Below are 4,779 nucleotides of genomic sequence, written 5' to 3' on the forward strand. Positions count from 1 at the left end.
TGGGTGTCGACTACAAAGACGCTGGCGACTTTGGCGCGACAGTCGAATTGCTCGGTTGTCTCGCCGGTCCAATCCATCATGACCGGATGTGCTGCTTGCTTCCGGAACAAGAAGCGGACGGTCCCGCGCATCCATTCGGGGACGCCTTTCAAGAGGGCGACACCGTCCACGTCGATCGCATTGCGGTATTTGTCGTAGAGAGGCCGGACCCAACCTTCTATCTGCTCCGAACCTTCCCGATCCGCGAACAGCAACACGCTGACTTTGTCCTTGGGAAAGGCATACGTATGGGCTTTCCCGAATTGATCTTCCAGGGTGAACTCGGCCGCCCACGCCAAATCGGCGACGGCGCGTTGTGTGCGATTCGATGGCATAACTTCGGCTTCCTCCGAAGACTCACCCGAAGCAGCCGAGCTCTGCTGCATCTTCACACGCGCATCGTCCGCTTTGGCTTGATTGGCGCTATTCGCGCCGGCCAATGCAGACGAGGCAATGCTTATGACAAGCAACAACCGGCAAAACATCGACACACGCATGAACAGGATTCCCTTGTATAGCGCCCTGATTGAGGATTCGAAGGCGGCCGGCTTCCAGTGGCCGGAGAGCCTCGGAATTCGGGGCACACTATACGTGCGAATTCGCGCCGTGTCGAGTCCGTAATGCGCGGACCAGTCACGCGTTCACGTCGAACACAATTTTGCTCAACTGGGCTGTTGCCTCAACAATTGGACTGTGTCCGGCGCCGATTAATTCATGCAGACGGGCATGCGGCCAGACATTCCTCCAAAGTTCGGCGGATCTTTTGACCGCTTTGAAAGAGTGCGCGCCGTAGGCCAAGTCCACAGGGATGTGTAAATCACGAAACGTTGTATAAGAAGGAAAGCGAGCAAATCCGCGAATAGCGCGCAGGGTCAGTTCGTGGTCAACTTTCTCGAAGGCTTGGGTCAGGCTGGTCTTCCCGGAGCGCTTCTTGCGCAGGGCGGCGTTGGTAAACCAGCGCCCCATGGGACTCGCGAACGTCGTTGTGTAGGCGTGGCGACCAAACTCTCCCCACGTGAAGATGCGGAAGTAGAGCGGCATATAGGCAAACGGATCGATGAGCACCAGCCGGCCGATTCCATGTTCAAGTTGGGCGGCGGTCAAGATGGCGAGGTTGCCTCCGCCGCAGTATCCAACGAGCGTCACAGGCCGGCCGTGTAGCTGGGCGACTTGCTCCGCCAATTGCGTAGCGATTGAGTCGATGTTCCATTCGCCGTTGGGGGCGGGTGATTTTCCGTAGCCGGGAAGATCGACACAGTAGAATGCGGCATTGACGGGCAAGTACGGCACGAGGGGAGCGAATGTGCGGTGATTACCTGCCCACCCATGGATGCCTACGTACACATGGGGGCCGTTCCCGAATCGTTCAATGTTCAAGGGCCTGAATCCGCTCGGCGGTCAAGCGGCCTCCCAGGACAACCATGGGCATTCCCGTGCCGGGCGTTGTGCTGGCGCCGACGTAGTAAAGGCCCTTGATTGCCGGTTCGTAGTTGCGTGGACGAAAAGGGCCGACTTGGAAGAGGTTGTGGGCAGCGCCAAACGCGGAACCGTCGAAGAGTCCGAACTGGGTTTGCCAGTCCTTGGGCGTGAATACGGATTGATGGAGGATCCGATCTTGAGTGAGATTCACGCCTTCTGCCTGTAGGCGGTTCAGAACCTTCTCTTTAATGCGCTCGGCTTCTTGAGACCAGTCCGCATCGGGCATTTCGCTCAGTAGTGGAGTCGGGACCAACACGAATACGCAGGAGTCCCCCGGAGGGGCTAGACTGGGATCGGTCTCCGAGGGAAGACTGACGTAAAAGGGAAGGTCGCGTGGAATCTGTTTACGCCGGTTGAGGTCATCGAAAGCCCCGCGGTAGTCATTGGGCAAGAAGATCGTGTGGTGACGCAACGAGTCCAGTTTGCCTTTGACGGCCCAATAGTAGGTCATGACGCCGCACGTCATACGTATGCGGCGAGTCTTCTTAGCGAAATGCTTCGATTGCCCGTTTGCGCGGAGCAGGGAGCTGTCGGTGGTGGGCACGTCAACGTTCGAAACGATGATAGGGAAGGGGTTCTGCTCACCATCTTCGAACTCAAGCGCAGAGACACACCCATGAGCGGTATGTATTGCGCGTACACGGCGCTGGGTATGTACTTCTACTCCCATTTCTCGCGCCAGCCGTTCGATGCCCTGCACCAATCCGTAGACGCCGCCTTGCGGAAGCCAGAGGCCATATGCCAGTTCACCGAACGGTAGGATCGAGAAGAAGCCCGGCAGGTCGTGCGGCGAGCCACCCAAATACATGCCGTACGACCCGAGGGCTTCTTTGATGTATCGACTTTTGAAGAATCGTCCCAGTTCACTGTATAGAGAGCGCCACACGGCGAGATAGGACATTTCGCGCGGGGACAGCGCACCGATCCAGGACAAAGGCGAGTCTGCGTTGCGGTTTACGAGCTTTGAAAATGCAATGTTGTATTTGATTGTCGCGTCGCCCATCCAGGCAAGAACTTGGGGGCGCGATCCGGGTTCCAGGCGTTCACACTCGTCCAGGAGCCGTTCCAGATTGCTGGAGAGCGTGAACTGAGTACCGTCGGGCCATGCGAATCCGACGGAAGGATCTACTGGCAAGAGGTTTACGTAGTCGCTCAGCTTTTTTCCGGCGGCGGCGAAAAGCTCTTCGAAGACCCAAGGGTAGTTCAGAAGTGAAGGGCCGGTATCGAAACGAAAGCCATCCATTTCCAGGAGGTTTGCCCGGCCTCCGACGCGGCTGTTGGCCTCAAAGATTGAGACGGGATGACCCGCAAGGCGCAAGTGAATGGCCGCGCTAAGCCCTCCGAGTCCACCGCCCACGATGGCTACCGGCCGCTTTTCGTTCGATGCAGTTTGCGTATTCATGTTCTGTTCATTTACCAGCCGAGGTATGCCAGCGGCAGTCGCCAGTATTTGCTGGTGGGGAGAACGCGGAACTTCTGGGACAGGGGAACGGACTCGCGATGGGTAAGGCCGTTGGGGCTGGAGCAGATACGGTCGTTCAATTGGCCGTATACGTCGATGCATGCGCGAATCGCAATGCGGCTATCCGCATGGAACGCGTCGAGATTCGCCAATGCACGGCGGTAATAGTCTCTGGCGACGAAGCCGACTTCGCGAATGACGCGATTGAGAGCGGCATGCTGACTGGTGTCCGCGGTGTTGACGCACGACAGACCTTCTTTCATCAGGACGTCTAGTGGAAGGTACTGCCTGCCTCGCCGCTGATCGTCGGTTACGTCGCGACAGAAGTTGGTTAGTTGAAGCGCGATGCCCAGGTCGCGGGCGGCATTGAGGGCCCGATCGAACTGGCATGGTGAAGAAGATCCGTAGACGTGGGTCAAGAAGTAGCCCACGACGATTGCGCTTCCGTAGATGTATGAGTCGATCAGATCGTCGAGTGTCTGGTAGCGCTGCGGGTAAACGTCGCGCATCATGGCGTTCAGAAAGGCACGATAATGCTCATGAGGAATGCCGCAATCCCGGACCACGCGCGCTAAGGCAGCCACGAAACAGGGCACGCCAGCGCGAACCGCGGACTGAATGGACTCGGCTTCGAGTCCGCGCTCATATCCTTCCCGCCAGGTTCTCAATCGGGCAGCTCTTGCGTTGACGGAGATCGGGAACGTATCGACCACTTCGTCGGGATACCGTACGGCGGCGTATATGACTTCAACCTGAGCGCGTTTGTGGGCAGGAAGGAAGCGGGTGACAGCGAAGAAGCTTGAGCTGTAGGTCTGAAGAACCGTACGCGATTCTCTCACGACGATTCGCCAGGCCGATTCTTCATCGGGTGCTTGAAGCACTTGCGTACGCATGCGATGCTCCTGGGCAGCCCATGCCGCTTCGTTCCAGATGTGGTCATGCTTGCAGCGCTTGCTTATTCTCATTTTGTCACCATGGTGCAGCTTACTCGCCTTTGGGCGAGTGTCATGCACGTCCTCCGAGCTCTTGCTCGGGATTCCACCTGAATTGCGTTGCGTCAAGTATGCGGGCAACGCCCGCGCCACAGCAAAGCTACCGCGGATTCATACGACGACCCGCTTTGAGCAGCCAAGGGTTGTTTATGGAGATCTGCGCGGCCTGGGACCAAGCTTGCCGACAACGCTTGGGGAGGGGCATCTGGGGAGGGAGGGCTACAAGCGCAGGCGACAGCACATGTGTTGCCGCGTGGCAAGCTTGGTTTCCCCAGGACGCGCAGTGAGGGGTCGCAATATTGAGGAGGGCGGCATACAGCGATTCCCGAGCAGCCATTAGCGTTTGGGACGCGCGTTGTATTGCAGGTGAGATACCCATGAAACCGCTCCTCCACATCGTTGACGCCAGATTGTACACTGTTTGTCTCAGATTTGTCTAATAAAACTCCTGGATTTGTGCAAAAATTCCGGTGAAAGCGGAAATTTAAGAACAACGAATGGTGTTTTAGCTTGGATTTGACCGTGCTTAATTTGTATAAGCTGTTTTATTAGAATAGTTTGTAAAAATTTTTCACTAGTTCATATTTTCTGGACAATTATTATACAGCCGTGTTATAAGTGGGACCGTATGCAACATCAGAGCCAACACCCGATCCAAGTCGTCGCTCTACGCACAGGACTTACGCCACACGTAATCCGGATGTGGGAACGACGTTATGCAGCGGTATGCCCTACTCGAACGCCAACCAATCGGAGGCTCTATTCGGACAGTGACATTACTCGGCTGCGCCTTCTGAGCCGGGCGAC

Annotated in this window: 5 protein-coding genes; 1 reads left to right on the forward strand and 4 read right to left on the reverse strand. The window is 56.7% G+C overall.

Annotation, left to right across the window (positions count from 1 at the left end):
- From K1Y02_25360 to K1Y02_25375, 4 genes are all read right to left on the reverse strand, one after another.
- Positions 1-536: hypothetical protein (locus K1Y02_25360; protein ID MBX7259709.1), on the reverse strand; the 536-nt coding region annotated here is incomplete at its 3' end.
- Between the two features lie 136 nt (positions 537-672).
- Positions 673-1,416, reverse strand: a complete 744-nt coding sequence (locus K1Y02_25365) for an alpha/beta hydrolase (GenBank protein ID MBX7259710.1) — start codon at positions 1,414-1,416, stop codon at positions 673-675.
- Positions 1,406-2,920 carry a phytoene desaturase gene (crtI, locus tag K1Y02_25370; protein MBX7259711.1) on the reverse strand — a complete coding sequence of 505 codons (1,515 nt, stop codon included), beginning with the start codon at positions 2,918-2,920 and terminating at the stop codon, positions 1,406-1,408. The genes K1Y02_25365 and crtI overlap by 11 nt, the downstream gene beginning before the upstream one ends.
- A gap of 11 nt (positions 2,921-2,931) precedes the next feature.
- Positions 2,932-3,945, reverse strand: a complete 1,014-nt coding sequence (locus K1Y02_25375; protein MBX7259712.1) for a phytoene/squalene synthase family protein — start codon at positions 3,943-3,945, stop codon at positions 2,932-2,934.
- Between the two features lie 655 nt (positions 3,946-4,600).
- Between K1Y02_25375 and K1Y02_25380 the strand changes: the two genes are divergently transcribed.
- Positions 4,601-4,779, forward strand: a 179-nt coding sequence (locus K1Y02_25380; protein ID MBX7259713.1) for a MerR family transcriptional regulator, incomplete at its 3' end; no start/stop codon positions are given.

The organism is Candidatus Hydrogenedentota bacterium (assembly GCA_019695095.1).
Taxonomy (GTDB): Bacteria; Hydrogenedentota; Hydrogenedentia; order Hydrogenedentales; family SLHB01; genus JAIBAQ01.

Coding starts and splice junctions, on each gene's coding strand:
- crtI (MBX7259711.1), bottom strand. CDS start 2,920: ATGAATACGCAAACTGCATCGAACGAAAAGCGGCCGGTAGCCATCGTG.
- K1Y02_25375 (MBX7259712.1), bottom strand. CDS start 3,945: ATGAGAATAAGCAAGCGCTGCAAGCATGACCACATCTGGAACGAAGCG.